23 protein-coding genes are annotated in these 21,617 nt (G+C 58.3%); 11 read left to right on the top strand and 12 right to left on the bottom strand.

Annotated features, from left to right (window positions below; translation table 11 throughout):
* Positions 1–6: 6 nt before the first annotated feature.
* The 4 genes from prmC to rho all read right to left on the bottom strand — a co-directional run bounded on the left by prmC (position 7) and on the right by rho (position 3,634).
* Complete coding sequence (gene prmC / locus NSJP_RS09100) at positions 7–909, bottom strand: peptide chain release factor N(5)-glutamine methyltransferase (RefSeq protein WP_080886592.1); 903 nt, start codon at positions 907–909, stop codon at positions 7–9.
* Complete coding sequence (prfA, locus tag NSJP_RS09095; protein ID WP_155970021.1) at positions 906–1,988, bottom strand: peptide chain release factor 1; 1,083 nt, start codon at positions 1,986–1,988, stop codon at positions 906–908. Before prfA ends, prmC begins: the two co-directional genes overlap by 4 nt.
* 105 nt (positions 1,989–2,093) lie before the next feature.
* The gene (rpmE, locus tag NSJP_RS09090; RefSeq protein ID WP_080886591.1) at positions 2,094–2,300 is read right to left on the bottom strand and encodes a 50S ribosomal protein L31; all 207 of its coding nucleotides are present in this window, start codon (positions 2,298–2,300) and stop codon (positions 2,094–2,096) included.
* Positions 2,301–2,386: 86 nt separating this feature from the next.
* Positions 2,387–3,634, bottom strand: coding sequence for a transcription termination factor Rho (rho, locus tag NSJP_RS09085; protein WP_080888550.1), 1,248 nt, complete (start codon positions 3,632–3,634; stop codon positions 2,387–2,389).
* A gap of 520 nt (positions 3,635–4,154) precedes the next feature.
* On the opposite strand from rho, the gene NSJP_RS09080 reads away from it, so the two are divergent.
* The 11 genes from NSJP_RS09080 to NSJP_RS09025 all read left to right on the top strand — a co-directional run bounded on the left by NSJP_RS09080 (position 4,155) and on the right by NSJP_RS09025 (position 13,198).
* The gene (locus NSJP_RS09080) at positions 4,155–4,568 is read left to right on the top strand and encodes a DUF2203 domain-containing protein (protein WP_080886590.1); all 414 of its coding nucleotides are present in this window, start codon (positions 4,155–4,157) and stop codon (positions 4,566–4,568) included.
* A gap of 39 nt (positions 4,569–4,607) precedes the next feature.
* A complete protein-coding gene (locus NSJP_RS09075) occupies positions 4,608–4,886 on the top strand; it encodes a YciI family protein (RefSeq protein WP_080886589.1) in 279 nt (92 codons plus the stop codon).
* A gap of 205 nt (positions 4,887–5,091) precedes the next feature.
* Complete coding sequence (locus tag NSJP_RS09070; protein ID WP_080886588.1) at positions 5,092–6,267, top strand: tetratricopeptide repeat protein; 1,176 nt, start codon at positions 5,092–5,094, stop codon at positions 6,265–6,267.
* Between the two features lie 334 nt (positions 6,268–6,601).
* On the top strand, positions 6,602–7,234 hold the full coding sequence (locus NSJP_RS09065) for a carbon monoxide dehydrogenase beta subunit family protein (protein ID WP_080886587.1): 633 nt from the start codon (positions 6,602–6,604) through the stop codon (positions 7,232–7,234).
* A 35-nt stretch (positions 7,235–7,269) separates the two neighbouring features.
* Complete coding sequence (locus tag NSJP_RS09060; protein WP_080886586.1) at positions 7,270–8,481, top strand: transketolase C-terminal domain-containing protein; 1,212 nt, start codon at positions 7,270–7,272, stop codon at positions 8,479–8,481.
* A gap of 58 nt (positions 8,482–8,539) precedes the next feature.
* Positions 8,540–9,442: a thiamine pyrophosphate-dependent enzyme gene (locus NSJP_RS09055; protein ID WP_080886585.1), complete on the top strand. Its 903-nt coding sequence runs from the start codon at positions 8,540–8,542 to the stop codon at positions 9,440–9,442.
* 19 nt (positions 9,443–9,461) lie between these two features.
* Positions 9,462–10,169: a 2-oxoacid:acceptor oxidoreductase family protein gene (locus NSJP_RS09050; RefSeq protein WP_080886584.1), complete on the top strand. Its 708-nt coding sequence runs from the start codon at positions 9,462–9,464 to the stop codon at positions 10,167–10,169.
* An 18-nt stretch (positions 10,170–10,187) separates the two neighbouring features.
* Entirely contained in the window at positions 10,188–10,466 is a 279-nt protein-coding gene (locus NSJP_RS09045) for a pyruvate ferredoxin oxidoreductase (RefSeq protein ID WP_080886583.1), read from the top strand.
* 80 nt (positions 10,467–10,546) lie between these two features.
* On the top strand, positions 10,547–10,816 hold the full coding sequence (locus NSJP_RS09040) for a hypothetical protein (RefSeq protein WP_155970017.1): 270 nt from the start codon (positions 10,547–10,549) through the stop codon (positions 10,814–10,816).
* Positions 10,817–11,521: 705 nt separating this feature from the next.
* Entirely contained in the window at positions 11,522–12,121 is a 600-nt protein-coding gene (locus NSJP_RS09030; protein ID WP_080886580.1) for a Tll0287-like domain-containing protein, read from the top strand.
* 84 nt (positions 12,122–12,205) lie between these two features.
* Positions 12,206–13,198, top strand: coding sequence for a YheT family hydrolase (locus tag NSJP_RS09025; RefSeq protein WP_080886579.1), 993 nt, complete (start codon positions 12,206–12,208; stop codon positions 13,196–13,198).
* Here NSJP_RS09025 and NSJP_RS09020 read toward each other — a convergent pair.
* From NSJP_RS09020 to NSJP_RS08985, 8 genes are all read right to left on the bottom strand, one after another.
* Positions 13,180–14,664: a proteasome accessory factor PafA2 family protein gene (locus NSJP_RS09020; RefSeq protein WP_080886578.1), complete on the bottom strand. Its 1,485-nt coding sequence runs from the start codon at positions 14,662–14,664 to the stop codon at positions 13,180–13,182. The two genes, NSJP_RS09025 and NSJP_RS09020, sit on opposite strands and share 19 nt — an antisense overlap.
* A gap of 18 nt (positions 14,665–14,682) precedes the next feature.
* Positions 14,683–15,480: a hypothetical protein gene (locus tag NSJP_RS09015; protein WP_080886577.1), complete on the bottom strand. Its 798-nt coding sequence runs from the start codon at positions 15,478–15,480 to the stop codon at positions 14,683–14,685.
* 54 nt (positions 15,481–15,534) lie between these two features.
* Positions 15,535–16,320 carry a proteasome subunit alpha gene (locus NSJP_RS09010; protein ID WP_231989524.1) on the bottom strand — a complete coding sequence of 262 codons (786 nt, stop codon included), beginning with the start codon at positions 16,318–16,320 and terminating at the stop codon, positions 15,535–15,537.
* Positions 16,321–16,431: 111 nt separating this feature from the next.
* A complete protein-coding gene (locus NSJP_RS09005; RefSeq protein WP_269457724.1) occupies positions 16,432–16,611 on the bottom strand; it encodes a ubiquitin-like protein UBact in 180 nt (59 codons plus the stop codon).
* 11 nt (positions 16,612–16,622) lie between these two features.
* Complete coding sequence (locus NSJP_RS09000; RefSeq protein WP_080886575.1) at positions 16,623–18,170, bottom strand: proteasome accessory factor PafA2 family protein; 1,548 nt, start codon at positions 18,168–18,170, stop codon at positions 16,623–16,625.
* 15 nt (positions 18,171–18,185) lie between these two features.
* Positions 18,186–19,928: an AAA family ATPase gene (locus NSJP_RS08995; RefSeq protein WP_080886574.1), complete on the bottom strand. Its 1,743-nt coding sequence runs from the start codon at positions 19,926–19,928 to the stop codon at positions 18,186–18,188.
* A gap of 130 nt (positions 19,929–20,058) precedes the next feature.
* On the bottom strand, positions 20,059–21,189 hold the full coding sequence (locus NSJP_RS08990; RefSeq protein ID WP_080886573.1) for a S1C family serine protease: 1,131 nt from the start codon (positions 21,187–21,189) through the stop codon (positions 20,059–20,061).
* The gene (locus NSJP_RS08985) at positions 21,186–21,617 is read right to left on the bottom strand and encodes a secondary thiamine-phosphate synthase enzyme YjbQ (RefSeq protein WP_231989522.1); all 432 of its coding nucleotides are present in this window, start codon (positions 21,615–21,617) and stop codon (positions 21,186–21,188) included. Before NSJP_RS08985 ends, NSJP_RS08990 begins: the two co-directional genes overlap by 4 nt.

Here is a 21,617-nt window from a genome sequence, read left to right as displayed (position 1 = left end):
CCGGCCTTATCCCCTTCCCCGTTCGGCGATTAACACACGCTCGATTCCTGCCTCGTCACGGAGAGTCTCGACAGATTGATATGCAGGACAAGCTTCCACGAACTCGATCAATGATCGACTCTGCCCCCACCCGAGTTCCATGATCAAGCTCCCTCCCGCCTCCAGAAACGGGATCGCACCGAGGATCAACCGTTCGTGCAATTCGGTTCCTCTAGGGCCGGAAACCAGAGCCAATCGGGGTTCGTGGAGACGAACTTCCGGCTGAAGGGTCGGCCAATCCGATTCGGAGACATAGGGCGGATTTGAGACAATCGCCCGGACCCGGCCTTCAAGTCCTCGTTCCGCCAGAGGCGTCAGCAGATCGCCTTCCAGCCATGTCACCGATTCAATCCCGAGACGTTCCGCGTTCTGTTTCGCCGTCCGTAAGGCCTCGGGCGAGAGATCGATCGCAAACAATTGCTGCGGGGACACGAGACGGGCCAGCGCAATGGCCAGGCAGCCGGATCCCGTGCCCACATCGACCAGCACGGGCCTTTCGCGCGATGACACTCGGCGAAGCGTTTCTTGAACCAACAAGGCGCTTTCAGGTCGGGGAATTAGTACCGAGCGATTGACCTCGAACTCCAGTCCGCAAAAATCCTGTGTGCCAAGGATATACTGAAGCGGCTCTCTCTCGGTCCGTCTGGACACGAGTTGCTGCAACGCGGCGATGTCGCTGGAAGACAACTCGCGATTCCCGTGAAGAACTTGCTGCAGCCTCGACAACCCCAACGCATATTCCGCCAACCACACCGCTTCCTGATCAGCGGTGTCCAGCCCTGCTTCAGAAAGTCGTCGGGACGCTTCGGCGATCACCCGCCCGACCGTCCGGCATTCCTCGGCAGCCGCGCCTGAAGAAGACGGGCTCATGAAGCCTCCGCAACGGCCGCCTGATCACGCTGGGAACGCAGCGCTTCGACCAATTCGCTCATATCACCGGCCAGCACATGTTCCAGCTTGTGCAAGGTCACGCCTACGCGATGATCCGTGACGCGATTCTGCGGAAAGTTGTAGGTACGGATCTTCTCGCTCCGATCTCCGGTTCCCACTTGCGCCTTGCGATTCTGAGCGATTTCTGCCTCTTGTTTTTCCCGTTCGGCCTCAACAATTCGGGCGCGCAGCGTTCGCATCGCCTTCGTGCGATTCTTGAGCTGCGACCGTTCGTCCTGACAGGATACGACCACTCCCGTCGGAAGGTGCGTGATGCGCACCGCCGAATAGGTGGTATTGACGCTTTGCCCTCCTGCTCCGGACGAACAAAACGTGTCGATCCGGAGATCCTTGGGATCGATCTGGACGTCCACATCGTCCACTTCCGGCATAACCGCCACCGTCACGGTGGACGTGTGAATTCGCCCGGCCGCCTCGGTCACAGGCACACGCTGAACCCGATGGACACCGCTTTCATACTTGAATAGTCCATAGCCGCCTTTCCCCTCGATGAGGGCGACGACCGTTTTATAGCCGCCTTTCCCGGTTTCGGAGGCCTCCACGATTTCGACTTTCAGTTTGTGCCGCTCGGCAAATTTCACGTACATTCGAAACAGGTCTCCGGCGAATAACGCGGCTTCATCGCCACCCGTGCCCGCCCGAATCTCCAGGAACAAACTCTTGTCGTCGCGAGGATCTCTGGGGGTGAGATGCTCCATCACTTGGGCTTGGAGCGCCACCATCGCTTCATCGAGCCGCGCACTCTCTTCGACGGCCAAAGTTCGGAACTCTGCGCCGATCGTCGAATCCGCAAGCATGTGGGAAATGTCCTCCGATTGCTTGAAGAGATCTCGATGCCGCTGGAAAAGCTGCGCGACTGGCTCAAGTTCGGTGCGCTCTCGATTCAATTTGATCAGTAACGGAGGCTGGCCGATGACGGAGGGGTCCGTGAGCTGCGTGGTCAGCTCGTCGTAACGACTCGCGAGAGACTCCCATCGCTTCAACAGTGCTGCTTCCATACCCCCTCGACAGGCCCTGACCGATCAGTAGGAAAAGATTCGAGACAAAAAAAGAGAGACCCTGCCGCTCGCGAAGCAGGGTCTCTCCTATGTTCGCAGGGTTCGCTACTTACCCTTCTTCGCGTACTTCTTCTTAAACCGCTCGACCCGGCCCTCGGTATCGACGATTTTCTGCGTCCCCGTAAAAAACGGATGACAATTCGAGCAGATATCGACGTTGATGTCCCCGACGGTCGACCGGGTTTTGTACTTGTTGCCGCACGCACAATGTACCGTCGCTTCCCGGTACAACGGATGAATACCCTTCTTCATGTGCCCTCTGCCTCCGAAACTACTGCCTTCGCCTATTCGAAGACCCGTCACTGTACCGTGTCAGACGGTTCGGATACAAGTCGATATTATCGGTTCATCGATTGCAAAAATTCCTGGTTGGTCTTGGTACCCTGCACCTTGTCCATCAGGAACTCCATCGCTTCCATCGTGCCGAGCGGACTCAGCACTTTCCGGAGAATCCACATCTTGTTGAGCCGGTCCTTGTCCACCAGCAACTCTTCCTTGCGCGTCCCGGACTGGCTGATGTCGATCGCCGGGAAGATTCGCTTGTCGGCCAATCGACGATCCAGGTGCACTTCCATGTTGCCGGTTCCCTTGAATTCTTCGAAAATGACATCGTCCATCCGGCTGCCGGTATCGACGAGCGCCGTCGCCATGATGGTCAAACTCCCGCCGTTTTCGATGTTCCTGGCCGCGCCGAAAAATCTCTTGGGGCGCTGGAGCGCGTTGGAGTCAAGACCGCCCGAGAGAACCTTGCCGCTCGGAGGCGCGATCGTATTGTACGCGCGCGCAAGACGGGTGATGCTGTCCAACAGGATGACGACATCCTTTTTGTGCTCGACCAAGCGCTTCGCTTTCTCCAGCACCATTTCCGCAACCTGAGCATGGCGCTGAGCCGGTTCGTCGAACGTGGAACTGATCACCTCCGCCTTGACCTGCCGCTGCCAGTCGGTGACCTCTTCCGGCCGCTCATCGATCAGCAGGACGATCAACGTCACTTCTTTGTGGTTCTTGAGTATGGCCCGAGCGATTGCCTGCAAAAGCATGGTCTTGCCGGTACGGGGGGCGGCAACGATCAGGCCTCGCTGCCCCTTACCGATCGGAGTCGTCAGATCCATGACCCGGGTGCAATATTCCTCGCGGTCGAACTCAAGATTGATGCGCTCTTCCGGATACAGCGGCGTGAGGTTGTCGAAGAGGATCTTGTCCCGCGCGACTTCCGGATCTTCGTAGTTGACCTTTTCAACTTTGAGCAACGCGAAATACCGCTCGCTTTCCTTCGGGGGCCTGATTTGGCCGGACACGATGTCCCCGGTGCGAAGATTGAAGCGACGGATCTGCGACGGCGAGATATAGATATCGTCCGGACCAGGAAGATAGTTGGAGTCGGGAGCGCGGAGAAATCCGAACCCATCAGGCAAGGTTTCGAGAACTCCTTCGCCGAAAACCACACCGTTCTTTTCTGTCTGCGCTTGAAGGATGGCAAAAATCAATTCCTGCTTCCGGAGATTTGCCGCTCCCTCGATTTTGAGATCACGCGCGACATCGTTGAGGTCGGCGATGGTTTTCTGTTTCAACTCGGCAAGATGCATAACCTCTCCCTTGGTTTGTGCCATAGGTGTCCTCTCAAGCTCCTGGCTGGTGGGTCAGCGATGAATGCGAATCATTGGTCAATGTGGACTGGCGTGTGATGACGGAACCGACAATGAGTTGGCGATTGTACCGCGTGTGTTTCTAATTCGAGGGGACGCTTTGTGAGGGACGACCTTGCCTCATGTCCCGTGGATATTTGTAAGCGAGAATTCCCGCGCGCCGACCGGTTCTTATGACATGCCCTGTAGAGTGTATCGAGACGTGCCCCGGAAGTACTTGTGTGCGGAAAGTCCGTAGACTCGAACCGAAAGCTGGTTATGGTGGAGCATACCCCGCATACTCTTGCTTGTCAACAGAAGAAACGGGGAGGGACCTCGCTTGAACGATACGCCGGCTCCTCCCGTCTATCGTTAGCACACAATCCGCCGACGGGATGGGATCCGGATCCTCGGTCGGCCGCGCCGTATTGCGAGAAGAAACACCGATGTGCTACATGAGCGCATCAACGAGGGGACGCGCATGTCGCAGGACGACGAGCAGGAACACCATGATCGGCTGTTCACACTAGCGGAGGCCAATCGCCTAATCCCCCAACTAAATTCTCGTCTGTCTTCGGTCAAACAGGCCCGAGAAACCTTGGTTCGAACTAAGGAAGACATCCGAAAAGCGAGCGCGCAAGCCGAATATGGCGGAGGGAGCACGGTCGGTGCACTCTATATCACCAGCCTTCAGCAGGTCAGCGCCAATATCAAGGCCATCCATGAATTGGGCGTGGTCGTCAAGGACCTCGATATGGGACTCTGCGATTTTCCGCACCTTCGCGACGGCCGCATCGTATTCCTGTGCTGGAAAATGGGAGAGCAGGAAATCCGATGGTGGCATGAAACGACCTCGGGTTATAAGGACCGGTGCCCTCTCGAGAGTTCCTCTTAAGCCTTCCTCGAACCTCGTCGATCTATCAAGGTACTCTCCATGATTTTTGTCATTCTCGGATTCGACGGCCCTGACGGAGAAGCGCGGCGCAAGGTGTACCGCCCCGCCCACCTCGCCAATTTGGAGCCTCTCGATCGAGCCGGCCGGGTCCTCTTGGCAGGCCCGCTGACGGACAAGACAGGAAGCCTTATTGTCATCGAAGCCGACTCCCTTGAAGAAGCCCGCAAGTTTGCACTTGAAGACCCCTACATGGTCAACGGGGTATTTGAACGGGTTGAAGTCCATCCGTTCACGCAGGTATTTCCCAAACCACGGTAGCCTCGGTAGTCCGCCGCCATCCAACGTCGCTAGCTCTGTATCGCTCCAGCCCTTTCGTCAAATTGCCGCATTGGATACTGAGCGCTATAGTTGTTCCATGCGCTCTCGCCTCCGGCCCATCCAGTGGTGGATGCTTATTCTCATGCTCCTTTGTATCTTCAGCCATCGTCTGCCCTCCGCGTCTGCTTCGGCGCCAAGAGTCGTTATGGCCGAAGCCTCCTATACGATGATGGACGGCGATACGCTGACGGGTGCGGAAGAAAAGGTTCTGCAGCGCGCGCAGCGGAAGGCGGTCGAAGAAGCAGGTGTCTACCTCGAAGCGACGTTTCTAGATTTCGAAAGAGAATTCCAGGGGCAACGGATACAGAACAGTACGCTGGAAATACGCACGATCGCCGCCGGCATCGCGGAAACCGAGATTCTCGAATCACGGCGCTCCTTTGAAAACGATCGGCCGGTGTTCTTCGTACGAATCCGAGCTACAGTTAACATCGAGAGTCTCGTCGCAGCGATCCGTCGACAACAATCGGAAGAAAAGCTCTCCCAGCATTTCCGACAATTGCAGCAGGAAAATCAGCACCTGCGCAAACAGCTGAAGGAATTTCAACAAGACCCCATCGGGGTTCGCATGCTGGTCATCGAACCAAACGGAAAATCCGAGTCCGCTCACCAGGCAAGAAGTTTGGTGAGCCGCGCGATGCAATCACAGAACCTGCGTGAAAAAATCCAACTGTCCTCCGAAGCCATCGCCCTTGACAGTCGCTTCGTCGAACCGTTTCTGATTCGGGGGCAAACCTTTCTTCGACTGGTTTCTCTGGCTTTTGCCCAGCATTCAAGCCCTGACGCCTATGCAGACTATCTTCAAAAGGCGCAGGCAGACTTCGACAGAGCACTCCAACTCGATAGTCAAAATGCATGGAGCTGGGTCGGCAAGGGGGACGTCCAAACCTGGTTCAAGCAAATGGATGAGGCCGCCGTCTCATATGAACAGGCTCTGGCTCTGGACCCATTTTTCGATATTGCCCGCCAGCGTCTCATCGTCGTCTATACCACCCAGGCCAGACGGCAAGCGGAATCCAAACATCCGCACCAGGCACTTGCCACATTGAAGCGGCTTCTCGACGCCCAGACCCCGGACAGTTGGATTCCCTACCAGAAGGAAGCCTACCTCCTTCGCAGCGACATCCTATTGAAGCTCAATCGTCCCGGACAAGCGCTTGAAGACCTTTCGACGGTTATCCGTGTCGATCCGACAAACACGGGAGCGCTCCTCACCCGAGCCAAGCTCTATCAGAACCAACTCCAGGGCACGCTTGCGAAGGACGACCTTGAGAGAGCTTGCGTCCTCGGCTCGGTCGAAGCCTGCGAGCAACTCCCGTAGACAAAAGATAATTATTATCAACGACTTGAGAAAAAATTCATTTGCCGTTACTTTCCGCAGGCCAGAGTAGGAATTCCTGTGCCTGCCGTTTGACAGAGCGAAATTCCACCTCCTATAATGCCTAACACTCTGCGATCGATCCTTCACGAGACAACCGGCTTCGCTTAGGACAATAGGCCTAGTTTCGACTTTGTCCGATAGCCCAAAATTTCCCCTGCTTGGGCCTTCTGTGAGGTTGCAGACGTCCCCGGAAAAGCTTACATTGAGAGCAGCCGAGCTTATTGAAAAATCGAAGTTCTCTGGTTGTTAACCCTTTGGCGGAGTGAGAGCTGGAATGAGTCAATATCGCGTGTTGCCAGGCCCCGAACATTTTCTTCCTCCCGCTGCGGCGTCCATGGGCGTGTACTTGCCCAATCCAGGCGAAGCACACATCAACGGCGTCATTGCATCGGAGGAAAAGGCGTACGAAGAAGCCGCTCGCCAGTTTCTCATGGCCTCTGTGCCGACGATTTTCCCCGGCCCGTTGGTTCTGTGGGCATGGAACGAGAAAGCCGCGAAAAAAGCGACGGCCATCCGCCATCTGTACAACACCTTGAAAGAATGCGTGCAGCCGGGCCAGAAGGCAATGCTTATTCCCATGCCCGACTACAGGCCTAAATACCCCAAGATCAATCCCGAAGTCGAAATCAACCCGAATCACCCCAATCTGACCATCTGGCATAATAAGATCGATTGCTGCATGTTCGTGGGGGTTCATTGTCACCAAGCGAATCTCTCCCTCAAGATCATCCGCGGCGGAACGTCCTGCTATACGATCGCCATGTGTGCACAGGCTGGTCATGAGGATGCAATGCTGTCGTTCCGCGATGCATCGGTCGAAAAAATCATGACGCTCGCCGATTGGATAAAAAAACTCAAGGGAACGGTCAAACCGCGGTTGACGACCAAGAACGGCGCAACAAGCTAAGCACTGTCTGCATGTAGTGAAAGGAGGCTGTGGCCATGGCGGAATCAAAATCCTTTATCGGAACTCAGAATAAGAAAGGCCAGACATTTACCGATCCGTGGAAGATGCTTCACGAGGCGCCCCGGACTCCGTCGTTCTACACGGGCAGCGAAGTGATCAAAGAAGCCGTTCGTCGCTCCAGTTGCGACGTCATGATCGCCTATCCGATCACCCCGCAGAGCGAAGCGGCGGCGTTGATCGGAGAGTTGTTCGCCGAAGGTTACATTGGCGACTATTTCCGTGGAGAGAGCGAATTTGCCGTCATGTCGCAATGTGCAGGCGCCGCGTTCGGAGGCGCCCGGGTGTTCACGACAACGGCCGGGCCTGGCACGATGCGGGCGATGGAAAATTTCCCCATGTGGGCCGGTGCGCGGTTGCCGATCCAGATGATCGTCACCTGTCGCGGCATCAACTCCCCACTGTCGATCCAACCCGACACACTGGAAATCGCCTATTTGCTCAATACCGGCATGTTGGTCTGGCATGCCGAAACGGCCCAAGACTTCTTCGATTGGATTCTTAAGGGTTTCATGGTCTCCGAAGAACCGGACGTGCATCTTCCGCTGGCACTCTGTTGCGACGGTTTCTTCGTGACGCACACGAAGGACGTCGTCAACCTGACTCCAACCGACATGTGCCTTCCGCCCTATGACCCTTATCGCTCACCCGTTCCGTGCATGGACATGGAATGTCCGCCTGTCCGTATGATGCGGGATCCTTTCGTCATGAAGAGTAACTACATCAGCTATGCGACCCATGCCTCGTGGCAGCAGGAGATCTGGGCCGCCATTGAGCGGTCCCGGAAACATTCGATTCATTGGCTGAATGGATTGATCGACACAGAAAACACCGACGCCGACATCGTGATCGTGGCCTCCGGCACTGCGGTGTCGCAAGGACGCGAGGCCATCCGCTTGCTGGAAGACGAGGGTGTCCGATGCGGTCTCGTCAAGATCAAGACCCTTCGTCCCTGGCCGGAAGAAGAGATCCGGGAGGCGACGAAGAATGCCAAGCACATTTTCGTGCCGGAATTCAACGTGACCGGCTGGCTCGCAAAGGAACTCCGCGCATCCATCCCGAACCCCCAGCGCGTCCATGCCGGCCCGCACGTCTGCGGAGGCATGACGATGCCGCCGGAAATCATCGTGTCGGAAATCAAGACGGCTCTGGGGATGAAGTCATTCTCCTTGGCCGGTCGTGGAAGCTGAGTCGTACGTCTATATTTCGAACTTGTTCGCTCCCCTGAGCGAATCTTGAGGAGGCCACATGAGCAAAGAACGGATTAAGATCTCGGAAGACCTCTATGACATCATGCCGTCCGACTATCAGGACTTGGTGAAGAGCGCGACCTACGGCAAGGAAGATCGGGGCTGGAAGGATATCGGCACCTCTAAAGAACTTATCGAGCAACACTCCCTCTGCGCCGGCTGCCCTGAATCGATGGCCTTCCGCTACATTCTGGCCTCGCTGCCGAATCCGGAAGATACAGTCATGGTTGGTTCAACCGGCTGTACCAGTCTGGTGTTTCCGATGGTGGCCGTTCATAACATCCACTCTCTCTTCGGTAACCAGAATGCCATCGCGTCGGGTCTCAAGCGCGCCCTCAGCGTTCGGTTCCCCGGGCGCGTCAAGGACGTGGTCGTACTCGCGGGCGACGGCGCCACGGTGGACATCGGCCTCGATATGACGCTTCAAGCCTGGTTCCGCCAAGAGAAGTTTACGACCATCTGCTTCGACAACGAACTCTATGCCAACACCGGCGGACAAGAGAGCGGTTTGATGCAGAAGGGTTTCGTCGCGAAAATGGCTCCTGTCGGCAAGTTGTTCGATAAGGTTCGGTTACCGGAAATCGCGCGGGAGTCCGGTTGTCACTACGTCGTCAATTGCACGGTCAGCAAGCCCTCGCTGGTCGAGAAGGTCATCCGCAATGCGGTGCATGTGGCACGCGAGATCGGCCCCACCTATCTCCAGCTGTACACCCCTTGTATTCTGGAAATCGGAAAGAACAGCATGGAAGGCTTGCAGGAAATGCGGGACTCCGAGAAGCCGACCGAACGTTTCGCGTACAAGGAATACATCAGCGAGCCTGCCAAGCAGCTTCTGGCTGAGCTGGCGGCAAAGGACAAGGAACGGAAAGCGGCTGCCAAGCAGTTAGCCGGGCAAGCTTAATCGAACGCGGAGGTCGTCCATGATCAAGAAAAGAATCAACATTCGAATGTCCGGCCTCGGCGGGCAGGGCGCCGTCACGGCAGCCCACGTCATGGCCATGGCCGCAAACCGGGATGGCAAGTTCTCGATCTCCAATCCGTTCTTCGGCGCCGAAAAACGCATGGCGCCTGCGGAGAGCTATTGCCGGATCGGCATCGAGCGAATCTATGACCGTGGCGAGTTGGTATTTCCCGACGTGATCCAGGTGTTTCACCCCCAGGTGATCACCATGGGCAAGAGCTATACAATGCCGTTTTACTCCGGCATCAAGGAAGGCGGCGTCGTGATCATCAATTCGGACGTACCGCTGTTGTCGGAGGAAGATATCCAGCGCCTCAAGGACTTGAACGTGGCCCTCTTCTACATTCCCGGTACGCAGATCGCCATTGAGATCGCCGGGACGGAGTTGTCGACCAACATGACCATGATCGGGTCGGTCGCCGGTATCACCAAGTGCGTGTCGATGGAAGCATTGGACGGCGCCCTTCAGGAAAGATTCGGCAAGAAGTTCGTCGCGTCCGGAGGTACCGCGTCTTTGGATGAAGCGATCAAGAAAAAGTTCGCCAAAAAGGAAATGCTGCTCCAGAAGAACTTCGCGACGGTGAAACGGGCGTATGAAATCGCCACCGAATGGGCCGAGAAGAACAAGATCGAGCTGCGGGTCGGCAATCCAGCTGTCGCGGCTTAGGAGAGGAAATCAGGTCGCATGTATAACATCGCGCAAGTCATCGATGAGAAGTGCACCGCCAAAAAGGGGTGCCGCCTGTGCATCATGTATTGTCCGGAGGCGAATTGCTTGGATCTGAATTCCGCCAAGATGGTCGCCGAGGTCAACATCGATCGCTGCAAGGGTTGTGAGCTCTGCGTCGTGGTCTGCAACGCCGCCAAGCATGAAGCTATCGTCATGCAGGCGGTCAGCGCCACCGGCCAGCTGATGTCGAAAAAGGGCGAATCCGCTGGATTGGGGCAAGCGTACCAGGGCTGAACCGATACGGTTCGAATCGAAAAGACCCCATGGCGTTCTCGCTATGGGGTTTTTTGTTGGAACATTTGAAGGGGCGCATCATGGAATCAGAAGACAACGTCATCGCCGAACTCCTAAAAGAGCTTACCGGTCTGATCAATCAATACCCGAAAGCCATCGAACACCGCGCGGCGATGATCCAAGCCACGGGCAAGGATCCCGAACTCGTGGAAAAACTGGTCAAGGCGGCCGATACCATGCGCGACAGCGGCAACCTCTATCTGACGTGGGCCAAGCATTACGCAGCCCTGGCCGAGGGGAACTCCGACGCGTCCTCCGATGAGGACGAAACGGAAGATTTCGACGTATAGTCGACTCAACGTCAACGCAACCATCTCAGTCGGCCTGAGTCATCCGCTCCAAAAAACCCTCGATTTCATCCGTATCATCTGTGCTAGAATGCGTTCGCTTGAAACTGGATACCGTTCCCCGGTAGCTCAGTTGGTAGAGCAGCCGGCTGTAAAACTTGCAGCTTCCACAGGAAACTGTGGTTGAAACATCGGGTGAATTCAGGGAAGCCGTCTCCGTGTAGCCGGAACGGTAATCCTGAGCGAAGCCTGCCGAACGGCACTCAGTAGGCAGGAACGTGCAGAGACTAGAGGCTGAGGAGCCGACCCAATATCGCCTCACGAGCGCCCGACACCCTTCCCTGAAAACCCAGGTGGGTGAAGAGATAGTCCAAGCCCTTTCGAAAGATAGGGAGTCCTTGTAACCGGCTGGTCGCAGGTTCGAGTCCTGCCCGGGGAGCCATATAAAGAAAACGGGGTGTCTGTTCCATATGGGACAGCGCCCCGTTGTTCTTTTCCATTCTATAGGGCATCCAGACACTCCCTGCTCTCCGCCTCATCCTGAAAACGTCCATTCGTTTCCTCACTTGCGACACGCGTTCAGGAGAGCGTGGCCGTCAACATTCGCAATCGAACCGACCTTTGGCTAGAATAGGCCCAAGTGTGGGTAGACAGGCCAGCGTAGGGCTCGAATTCAAGGTGGAATATGGCATAACCGGAGGATGAACCATGGACCTGAAAGGCTTTTGGTTGGGACTTGCCGTTGGAACCATCTCCACTTGTCTGTTTGGTCCGTGGGTGTTTTCTGCCGCAAGCAAAGACACCGAGGTATCCGACGGTATCGCACCGCAAGCCGTCGCCGACTATATCCACAGCATCGTCCAAGCGGATCGAACCTTCTACACGAATGAGATCGTAGAACGGATGCAGACCCGAGGCATCGTCTCGGCCTCGGAGCACTGGAAGGAGACCGGGGACCTCCCGCTGCCCGCCCAATTCGTGCTGGAAACGGGCCGTATCGTCGCTCAACAATCCAGTGGAATACGGTACCGCCTGATCAGCAATTGGCCGATCAACAAGAGAAACGGCCCGACGACGGAATTCGAACGAACGGCTCTATCGAAAATCCTCGTGAATGCCGACCGTCCTTATACTGGGGTGACGATGGAGGGAAAGACCCGCGTGTTTCAAGCGCTCTATGCCGACAAAGCCCTCTCTCAGCGATGCGCCGATTGTCACAATGTGCATCCCAGGAGCGCGCGAAGGGATTTCAAATCCGGAGACGTGATGGGGGGCATATTGCTGAGCATCCCGCTCTCGCCAAAATAGAACCGGCCCCGTCAACCTCCACCGATTCACCCGGTGAGGCTCTCGCTGTGGCGGACCGGTTTGCCATCCTGATAGGATGGGCGCGTGACACCGCTTCCGGATTTTGTTCCGTCCCCGCTCTTACGCAATCCTCACCTCATGACGCTGCTGCCCCGGTATTGGCCTCGAGGAAGGCCCTTGCACGGAATTCCGGTCGAATCCCGGCTCTTCACCGTCGCCGATGACACGAAGCTCCTGGGTTTTTGCCATTGGCAGGAAGATCGACGAGCTCACCGAACCGTGGCCCTGGTCCATGGGCTTGAAGGCTGCAGTGAATCCCATTACATGCATGGAATCGCCGCAAAGGCCTACCGCGCCGGCATGAACGTGATTCGCCTGAACCAGCGTAACTGCGGGGGGACAGAACATCTTACGCCCACGCTATACAACAGCGGATTGGGAGGCGATTACCGAAGGGTGGTGGATGAGTTGGTCCGTACCGACGGCCTAACCGGCATGTGGCTGGTCGGCTATTCGATGGGGGGCAATCTGGTGCTCAAGGCGGCCGGTGAAGCCGCCTCATCGCAACCGGCGCTGGCCGGGGTGGTGGCGGTTTGTCCCAATATCGACCCCACACAATGCGTCGCCGCCCTGGAGCATCCAAGGAACTGGATCTACCATAACCATTTTCTCACGAGCATGAAAGCGCGCATGCACCGGAAAGCCGTGCTGTTTCCGGGTCGATGGGACCTGGCTGAGTTGAACGCCGTCCGCACGCTCCGCGAATTTGACGACCGTTATACGGCGCGGGACGGTGGCTATCGAAACGGGGCCGACTACTACGACCGGGCCGGATCCAGACATGTCCTGAAGTCGATTGCCGTTCCCGCGGTCATCATCACGGCGCAGGATGATCCGTTCATCCCCTTCGCCATGTTCGACGCATCGGCCATCCGGGACAATCCGAACATCCGACTCATCGCACCTCGGCATGGGGGCCATTGCGGGTTCGTCCAACCGAACCGGCCCAATGAGGATCGCTTTTGGGCCGAAAACCGGATCATCGAGGTGATGACCGGTCAGGCCCCCTCGAGATGAGCGTGCACTTCCTGCACATAGGTCTTGAAGGGATCCGGCATGGGAAAGGGCGATTGGCCCCTGACTTGGAAAATCGACCAATTGATCACGTACGGCGGGAAAAATCGCTCCTCTTGCCCGGAGTCCGACTCATGTGAGGGCGGCGCGTTGCGCAGCAAATGCCGAACCAATTCGCCCCGACCGTAGGCCCGGGTATTTCGTGGCGGATGCGCCGCAGCCAGTTCGATGGCCTTGTCCGTCGTCACGCGAGTGACGCGCCCTTCATCCAGCAATCCGAAGTACAGTCCCTTGCCTGCATTCAGGTTGTGATATTCGAGGTCGAGGCTCTTCAAGATCGGATCCGTCCAGTCGACCTTTTCGGCTTCGCGGAACGACTCCAACAGCCACAGCTTTGACGCCCAGTCCACCCGTCCCACAAGGTTGGCGTATTCGCCCCGCAAATCCTGCAGCACCCCGCTCCACTGATCGATCACCCAATCGGTCTCTTCATCCTGTCCTCGGCAATGCTGCCTCGCCGCCTCGACGAATTGCTCCTGGACGTCGATCGCCGACATCGTCTTCCCGGATCGGAGCTGCACTATCCATTGCCGATCCTGATCCTGAGAAATTTCCTGCAGGGCTTCGACCGGTTCGTCGATCTCCAGATCGTCCGGAATGTGGCCCTCCTCGATCAACTGCAGGATCAGGCCGGTCGTTCCCATTTTCAGAGCGGCGGCATACTCCGCCATATTGGAATCGCCGAGCAGCAGGTGAATGCGCCGATACTGATTCGGATCCGCGAGAGGCTCATCCCTTGTGTTCACGATGGCCCGGTTCTGCTGCACCCACTCGAAAAAATCATTGACGATATGATCGGCCCGCTGCGAGATCTGAAACGGCGCCGCCGGATCGAGGCGTCCGCCGCCGATCGACATGCGCGGCACGATCAATCGATCCCTCTGAATCCATGCATCCTGAGGACCGGCGGAGCCGACGCGCCCCGAGCCGGTGAAAATCTGTCTCGTGACCAGGAAGGTGACCAGCGGGGCCAAGCCACGCCGCGTGAACGGAAACCGCCGGGATACCAGGTAATTCTCATGCGAACCGAACGTCGCATCCGTCTCGTGATCGACGTTGTTCTTGATGAGCGACACCTGATCGGCAAACCCGAGATCCTCGATCGTGTCCTGCAAGATGGTGTCCCCCGCTCGATCGGCCGCGATCACGTCGGTCAAGGAGTGACATTCCGGAGAGGCATATTCCAGATGGCCCATGTCCAGGTACACCCGCCCGGCATTCGTGAGAAACCCGCCGTTGCCGGGAGGCTCGTCATGCCCGCGATGATGCACGTCCAGGACGCCCTGCCGGCGGACATTGAATAGATGGTCGCGGATCTTGTGGGCGAACCACGTGGGGGAATGGTCAGGCCGGTCTTGATGGACCAGGAGGCCGTACTCGGTCTCCAACCCGAAGATACGATTCAGCATGGCGTCACAGGGGTAGGATCACGCTCTCTGCCATTCGCCGAGTTCGGCAGGCTTGAGGGGCGCACGATATTTTGCGGATCCCCGCTGATTCCGATCGAGGACCGCGCATTCGATCGTCCGGCCGTCGAGATGGTCGCGGACGTACTCGGCCACTGTTTTGGCGTCGATCTCCGTCTGTGCGGATTCCGGCGCGGAGGCCTCTGGTTCCGATCGCATCTCCGCCGCCCGCCGCTGAGCCTGCTCTCCCAGCACCCATGCATGCAGCGCATGGCCGACCGCCTGATCAAGGGTCCCGGAAGCGGATGGTCGCGCCTGCAGATACGCCGTCATCGATTGTTCGACGGACCGGTTGGCGGCCAACACGGCACAGTGCGTCCGTTCTTCAAATGTCCCGTCATAATTAATGGTCAGGAACCTGTCTTTGTCGGGTTTCTGCCCCAATTCAGCCAAGAGGATTTTCACGATGAACGGAGCTTTGTAGACCTCTTCGAACGCCTGCTTGATCACCGGCGCAATTCCATACTTGACCATGCGGCCACCGGTGACATCGGACGGCGACCGGTTGAATCCTTCAACATGGGCCATTTCCAGAAGACTGAAGCGCAATTTTTCGAGATCAGCCGGATGGCCCATGCCTCCCAGCGCCAGGCGGTCGTAAATCTCATAGAGTTTCGGCGTGCCCTTGCTGACCGTGAGGAGCAGAATCCCCGCGTCATAGGTTACCGCGATCACCGGACTGCCCTGCTTGAATTGTTCATCCAGATACTGCCGGCGATTGCCGACCGCTTCGACCCAACGGTATGGTTCGTCGTACATAATGCTCCCGCTCAACTCGCGTGGCGAATCCAGAAATCCTCGGACCCTCTCGACTCAGGCCCGACGGATCACGTTCGCTTCAAATGACTGTTTGAGATCCGTATCGGACACCGTGCGAATTCCGTCTTGTGTGATCAGCTTGATGACCGGATACAGATTGGCTTCACGGTTCACACCCCCGGTGGCGGAATCGAATTCAGCCGCGCAGGTCAACAGGCGCAAGGCCTGAATCGCCGCCTGCTCTTCCGCCATGCCGGTCAACGGCTGCTCACCCCAGGTGTTCAGATAGTGAAGAATCCCGCGTAGCGTGGGCGAACCGGAGCCGGAGACGGCGTATTCGACTCCCTCAAATTCCGCGCCCAGAATGTCGTAGAAATACGTCTTCGCCATGCCCTGCTCGGCGTCATAACCGGCGAAGATGGGCGCCACCGCCCCCGTACCGGCAAGCGCCGCCGGCACGTTTTCCTTCAGCAGCTTGGAGAGAGCCCGCAACTTTCCCTCGAAGCTCAATTCCTGGAGTTGAGTCCGACGGTAGTATTTGAACGAATGCTCCAGGACGCGGGCCATTTCATAGGCCGTGGCCGGTACGCCGGCGATCGCCATGACACTGTACCGGTCGATCTCGAGCACCTTGTCGGTTCGATCGTACATCACCATGTTGCCGGCCGTGGCACGGCGGTCTCCGGCAACCAGGACTCCGTCCCGATATCTGAAGGCCAGAATCGTCGTGGCCGTGGGAATATCGACGTCCGCCGCCGCCGCCGCCGGCAAGCCGAATTGATACCCCTGTTCCTTCAACAACTGAAACAAATCTCCCTGCATCCCCATCACGTCACCCACATCACCAGGTTCTTAATTACGAGTGCTGAGTCCTGAGTTACGACTGAGACATCCCGTTTCAGAATCAAGCCTTGCTCAAAACTCCACGTTCACAATTCAACACGTCTCTTTTTACTCACCCGTTCTCTGGCGATATCGTTCCGCCTGTTTCGGATCGACCTTGCGCATGCGTTTCATCAGATTGTCCGTCTCGGGCGACCCGGTATCGGGACGGCGAGGACCCCGTTCCTCTTCGGACGGGCCTGGACCCTTCGGCATTGGATCCACTGGCCCTTCGCGGCGTTCTGGCATCATTAAGCTGCTCATGATTCGGCATCCTTTCTTGCTTTCCAGGCGTCGAGCGCATCCGCCGGCGACGATGCCGCCTCGAAGACATCCGCGCAGCGCAAGACGGTTTCCGGTTCGAACAAATCGCTCATGTCCAGCACCCTCGATCGCAACCCGCCGGCAAACTGGATCCGCTCCCACTGCATACCCGTGATCTGGTCGGGAAACCGGCGGACGCAGAGGCCACGCAAGCCGCCCCTGGTATCGCGCGGTCCGGACGACAGCGCCTGCGCGACGTCCTTCTCGGTCGTCAACCGCCAGGCCTTGCCATCGGCTTCAAGCCCGAGAAAGAGCCCCCGCTCGGGATCGATGTTGTGATACTCCAAATCCAGGCTGGCCAGCCAGGGATCATCCCAGCCGATCCGTTCTTCGCGGACAAACGTTTCCAACAGCCATTGCTTGGTCACCCAATCCAGTTTTCCCACCAATTGGCTTCGCTCGCCGGTCAGTTGGCTCAGCACCATCTCCCATTCGGTCATGATCCAGTCCGTCTCCGGATCGGATCCCGACAACGTCCGGCGAGCCGCGGCCAGATATTCTTCTTGAAGGTCCAACGCCGAAAGAGCCGAGCCCTTTTGCCGGCGCACCCTCACCTTGAGGTCCGCATCCCGAGAAATCTGCTTGATCGCCGAAACCGGAGACTCCAATTCGAGGTCCGGCGCCGCGTCGCGGGCGATCAACTCCAACACCAGCCTGGTCGTGCCGACCTTGAGCGCCGTCGCATACTCGCACATGTTGGCGTCACCCAAAATCAGATGGAGGCGCCGGTATTTCAGGGGATCCGCGTGCGGTTCATCGCGCGTGTTCAGAATCGGCCGGTTGTGCATGGTATCGACGCTCAGATCCGTTTCCATGAAATCCGCGCGCTGCGACAACTGATACGGACCCGCCACGAATCCGGACTCCTGGGCTTCCGTCCCCACCTTTCCCGCTCCGGCGATGACCTGACGGCTCACGAGAAAGGGCAGCAAGCCGGAGACCAACGACGCAAACGGCACGGATCTGGGCACCAAGTAGTTGTCATGACAGCCGTAACTGTGTCCGTGAAAATCGGTGTTGTTCTTATAGAGTTGCACATGCGCCCCGCCGAGGCTTCGGTTCCGGCGATCGGCCGCCCGTTGAGCGACACGCTCCCCTGCCCGGTCCTGCGCCACCAGATCCTTCAAGGTCCGGCATTCCGGCGTTGAATATTCGGGATGCGTATGATCGTTGTAAAAGCGGGCCCCGTTCGGCAACACGAGGTCGCTCTTCATCTCGTGAAACGAAAACGGCCGGTGGGCGTCGACCTTCGCGAACTCGTCCTCTTCCCGGTCCTGCTGCAATCCCGACACGCGAAATCCCCTGGCATCTTCGTGCGGATCTTCCCCGGCATAGTCCCAGCGCCGCTCGAACGACGCCGTGAGGTGCGCCCGCACCAGATCCATCGATTCGACCACGGAATCCATCTGTTCCAGGTCATCCCGGGCGATCCCGTATTCGGTTTCAATTCCGAACAGCCGGACGCTTGCAGGTCTATTAGTCACGCGTCGTCTCGCACGTCATATGATCTGATTCACGGCTCGCTCTTCCGTCTGCCTCCCGCGCCGGAACGAAGAGACCCCCACGACCTGTTCCGGATGGTGGTCGAGAAGCTTGAGCCATTCCTCGGCGGCATCGTCCGGCGGCAGCATCTCGCCCTCGCGAAATTCCTCCGCGGCGGCATCCAGGAGATCCTGGGCCGTCATGCCGGCCGGCCGTCCCGTTTGAATCGTCCGATCGATCGCCTTTTCCTTGGCCCGTTGAACAATGGACGCCAGGATGGCCCCGCTGATGAGATCGCTGCGATAGAGCACCTGGTGCTGCCCGTTGCGCAGCCGGATCGACAGGAGCCGATTCTCATCCGCCCGCTTGAACAGCGTGTCGATGACCTCCTGAGCCAGCGATGCCGATGCCCCTGCCGCATCGCCGCCCCGCTCTTCGATCACCGCCTGATCGAACGGTAAATCGGCCGTGAGATAGACTTTGAGAATTTCGGTCGCCGCGTCCCGATTCGGCCGGCGAACCTTGATCTTCCGGTCGATACGGCCGGGCCGTAGCACGGCCGGATCGATCAGATCCGGACGGTTCGACGCCAGGATGATGACCACGTCCTGCAACGACTCGATCCCGTCCATCTCGCTGCAGAACATCGGCACGAGCGTGTTGGAGATGTTGAAGGATCGCAGCGCGCGCCTGGTTCCCAGGATGGATTCCGCTTCATCGATGAAAATGAACGGCAGGGCTCCTTCCTTGCGTCGCGCCCTCGCTTGGGCGAACAGATCGCGGACCATGCGCTCCGATTCCCCCAGCCACATGTTCAGAATCTCCGGTCCCTTCACGTGAAGAAACGCGCCGGTCACGACTGGCGGCCGACGATCGTCCGCTGAAGCCGTCTGTTTCGATTCACCGACCAGTTTCGCCAAACTGCCGGCTGCAGCCTGACCGATCAGCGTCTTGCCGCAACCGGGCGGCCCGTACAGCAAAAACCCCTTGGGCTGTGAAAACTTGAATTTCTCGAAGGTCTCCGCATGCAGCAAAGGATATTCGATCGCTTTTCTGATGGCCGTAATCGCGTCCCGCTGTCCGCCGATCTGCTCCCACGTCACGGTCGGCACTTCATCCAACACGTGCCGGGCCGATTTCCGCTCGTCGAGTTTCTCGATCGCGATTCGATGACTGGGATCGATCCTGATTTCGTCGCCCGCCTTCAACTCGACGCCCAGGAGATCGCTCGACCGCTGCAGCACGAGGGCTTGGCGGCCCATGTCCTGCTCGAAGCGCAACCGCCCGTCCGCCATGGCTTCGGCCAGCTTCAGAATGGGTCCGTTCCGGTCATAGCCGAGCGTCTTGATGACGGCATAGGCTTCGTTCACCAAAATCTGCGCGCCGATCTTGAGGTCCTCGGCCGGCACTCGCGGATCGACGTTGGCGTAATATTCGGCCCCGCCGATGACGATCCGGGCCAATCCTTCACCCGGTACATCGAGCAAGGTCCCGATTCGGTTGGCGGGAGCGGTCAGCTTCGCCACGACTTCGCTGACTTTCTTGAATTCGGCCTCGCGTTGCTGGTTGGCCGTCTGGGCGGCCATCATGGCATGCCGCACTTTGTAGAGCAGTTTCTGTCGGGGATCCGCATCGGTGAACGACGCGAGACATTCTTCGATCAATTCCAAAGGATCGGATCCGCTCTGCGAGGGCTCGGCCCCCTGACCGCGAGGCCTGGGTTGTCCATCCGGTTGATTGCTGGGTCGACGATCACTCATTACTCGTCCTCCGCCTGTCCAAGATCTGTGATCCTACCATAGAGGTCTCGTCGATTACCGCTCGTGCCGACGCACCTCTGTTTTGGAGGAGCACGGGTGTCCGCCGGATCAGCTCCAATACATTCGGCCATCAGTTGATGGCTTGCAACGTGACCGTCACCGATTGCCGACGATTGTTCCTGAGGATGTCGACCGTGACGCGGTCACCGACCTTATGGTCTTCCATCACGTCCATCAGTTCATCCACGGTCGAGACCGGCCGGTTATTGACGGACACGATGACGTCGCCCAATTCCACCCGGCCCGGCATGGTTTCACGGGCTCCCTGCAGGCCTGCCCGCTCCGCCGCACCCCCGCGAGAGACCTTTCCGATGATCAGTCCTTTCACCCCCCACCGCTTGGCCATCGCGTCCGGCACGAGCGATACGCCCAATCCGGGACGGATCAGTTTCCCGTGCTTGATCAGCTCCGGGACGATCCTATTGACCGTGTCCACCGGAACGGCGAATCCGATTCCGGCAAAGGCGCCGCTCGGACTGACGATTTGCGTATTGACGCCGATGAGCCGGCCGGTCCCATCAAGAAGCGGCCCGCCGGAATTCCCGGGGTTGATGGCCGCATCGGTCTGAATCACGCCTTCGATCGTGCGGTTCGACAGGGACTTGATGGTGCGTCCCAACGCGCTCACGACCCCCGTGGTCAGGGAATGGTCGAGACCGAACGGATTCCCGATCGCCAAGACCTTTTGCCCCACCCTGAGATCGTTCGAGGACCCCACCGTAATGGGCGACAGCGCGTCGTCCGTCGCTTGAATCTGCAGCACCGCGAGATCGTGATCCGGATCCGCTCCGATCAGCACCGCCTTGTACTCGGATCGATCGGCCAGCGTGACCTTGATGGAACTGGCACCGTACACGACGTGGAAATTCGTGACGATGTGTCCCTGCTTGTTCCAGACGAACCCGGAACCGGACCCTTGCGGAGCCTCGAGAAGATCGAACGACCAGGGATCGCGCTGAATCGCCGTATTCGCGATGAAGACGACGGATTTCGTCACCCGTTCAAACACGGCCATCGTAGCCCGTTCATCGGCGGCCAGTTCCAGAGGTGCGGGCGTCACGGCGCGCGCCTTGCCTTCCGGCCCGTCGTAGGTCGCCCCCAACGGCTTTCCCCAATCCGCGGCCTGAACGGAAGGCGCGCAGGACAACAGCGCGGCCAGGCAGATGATCGGACCGGACGGATGCACAGCGGGTCGCGTCATGATTCCGGCTCTCCGATCAACTGGATGACGATCTCGCGCGTGCGAGCCCTCGTATCGAAATCGACGACGACGATCTGCTGCCAGGTTCCCAGCAACAGTGCCCCGGCTGCAAAGGGAATGGTCACCGAAGGCCCCTGCAGTTGTCCGCGCAAGTGACTATGCCCGTTGTCTTCCCCGGCGTTACGGACGTTGTGCTGCCAGGCCGGATCAGCCGGAACCGCACGGTCCCAAAACGCGTGCGTGTCGGCCCGGATGCCTGGCTCGTCCTCGATGATCATCACCGACGCGGTAGTGTGTCGGACGAACACCGTCGCGATGCCGGCGGCCAGCTTCGAATCCGCGAGTGCCTCCTGCACCGACTCGGTCACATTTTCGATCTGGGTTCCGCCGCGCATCGACAGGCGCAGGGGAACGGTCTTGACGGCCAT

Origin of the sequence: Nitrospira japonica (genome assembly GCF_900169565.1) — a bacterium.
Lineage (GTDB): Bacteria > Nitrospirota > Nitrospiria > Nitrospirales > Nitrospiraceae > Nitrospira_C > Nitrospira_C japonica_A.
Note: the sequence above shows the minus strand (reverse complement) of the source record. Positions and strands in the feature narration are given on the sequence as shown.